This window comes from Curtanaerobium respiraculi, assembly GCF_024609215.1.
Lineage (GTDB): Bacteria > Actinomycetota > Coriobacteriia > Coriobacteriales > Eggerthellaceae > Curtanaerobium > Curtanaerobium respiraculi.
Genome location: NZ_JANIPD030000030.1, coordinates 1 through 1,749, shown reverse-complemented (window position 1 = coordinate 1,749; position 1,749 = coordinate 1). Strand labels below are relative to the sequence as shown.

Genomic DNA, 1,749 nt, shown 5'->3' with positions numbered 1-1,749 from the left:
ATTCCGCCAGCCCGGGGGCGGCATGCTGGCGCCGGAGCGGCCCGATCCCCGTCCGCGCACGCCTGCGCCCGCTCGGCTTCCGCCGCTTTGGCGCTCAGCCCGCCGCCCCCGGCCAAGGCGGAATTAATTCTACCAGTCGTTTTCCCTAGAATGCTTCTCCGGGAGGGCTATGCATGGCCCTCCCGCTGGCCGTCGCGGAGCCCGGACACCGGCTCAAATTAATTGCCCTCGCGGCCTCGCTGATCATGCCACCGGGCTCCCGCGGTCGTTTATCGCCCGTAAGGTTGTTGCCGCCGCTCGTGGAGTTCTGCCGAAGGCGACCGTCGCGACGATTCCAGGCCAGCCCGCCCCCGATGGAAGGAGAAGCCGTTGAAGAGAAGCGAGATCGCCGGCTATGCGGTGTTCTGCGGCATAGACGTGGGGAAGACGTCGAACCACGTCGTCGCCATGGGCGCGGACGGCGAGGACCCGTTCCTGAGCGAGCCGGTCGCCCAGGGCGAGAGGGAGCTGAGGGACGTGCCGGGGCGCGCCTCGGGCCGCGGGAGGACGCTCGTGACGGTCGACCAGGTCGGCGCGTTCGGCCGCCTGGCCGCCGCCGTCGCGCGCGACATGGGGCTCGACGTGGCGCACATGCCGCCGAGGAAGTTCGCGCAGGCGGCCGAGACGTACGGCGAGGACAAGGCCGGCCGCCTCGACGCCTGCATCGTCGCCGACGCGGCGCGCAGCAGCCCCCGCCTGGTGGAGCTGGTCGGCGGGCGCCCCGAGGCCATCGCGGAGATCAAGGCCGTGGCGTCGTGCCGCGACGACGCCGTCCGAGAGCGCACGCGCTGCTACAACCGCCTGCACGGCCTCATCCACCAGGAATGCCCGGCCCTGGAGGCCGTTTTCTCCAAGGAGAAGCCGCACAACGACCTGGAGATACGGCTCATCGCGCGCTACGGCGGCCCGATGGGGCTCAGGAGGGCCGGGAAGAAGCGCGCCTCGGAATGGGCGTCGGGGCTCAAGCACCATTGCCGCCGCGGGCCCGAGCGCGTGGGGGAGGCGTTCGAGGCGCTTTCGCGCCAGACCGTCCGGCTGCCCGGCGCCGCGGCAATCGAGGAGCAGGTCAAGGGGGCCGCGAAGCGCGCCATCGACCCCGAGGCCGAGGAGGAGAGGCTGAACGCCGAGCCCGACCGCCCCTCGGCGGCGTTGCCGGAGGTGGCGCTGCTCATGGGCATCCCCGGCGTCGGGCGCGTCTACGGCGCCGCCATCGCCGCGGAGATAGGCGACATCGGGCGGTTCGGGGACGCCGCCCACCTGGCCTCCTACGCGGGCGTCGCGCCGGCCAGGAAGGAGTCGGGGTCGAGCCTGAAGAAGTCGAAGGAGCGCAAGGGCGGCAACCGCAGGCTGAAGAACGCCCTCATCGAATCGGCGCGCATCGCCATCGAGTCCGATGCGCGGGCCAGGGCCTATTACGACAGGAAGAGGTCGGAGGGCAAGAAGCACGTGCAGGCGCTTCGGGCCCTGGCGCGCAGGCGCGTGGAGGCGATCTACGCGATGCCGGTCAGCGGCGCCCCCTACGCGCCGCTGACCGAAGCGGCATAGGATGATCAAAGACAGCAACCCTCGTCCGCCCCCATGCATTCTAGCAGGGGCGGCGCCAGCATGCCCGTAAACGCGCGAATCGCCTTCGGCCGGGCTAATCGGAGCTGACCGTCCGGCCATCCGAAAATGCGTCGTACAATAGAAAACAACTTATAGGTTGATCAG

1 protein-coding gene is annotated in these 1,749 nt (G+C 70.4%); it reads left to right on the top strand.

Features of this window, described 5'->3' with window-relative positions:
* Positions 1 to 369: 369 nt before the first annotated feature.
* Positions 370 to 1,584: an IS110 family RNA-guided transposase gene (locus NOV21_RS07815; protein ID WP_283171732.1), complete on the top strand. Its 1,215-nt coding sequence runs from the start codon at positions 370 to 372 to the stop codon at positions 1,582 to 1,584.
* The last annotated feature ends 165 nt before the right edge of the window (positions 1,585 to 1,749 follow it).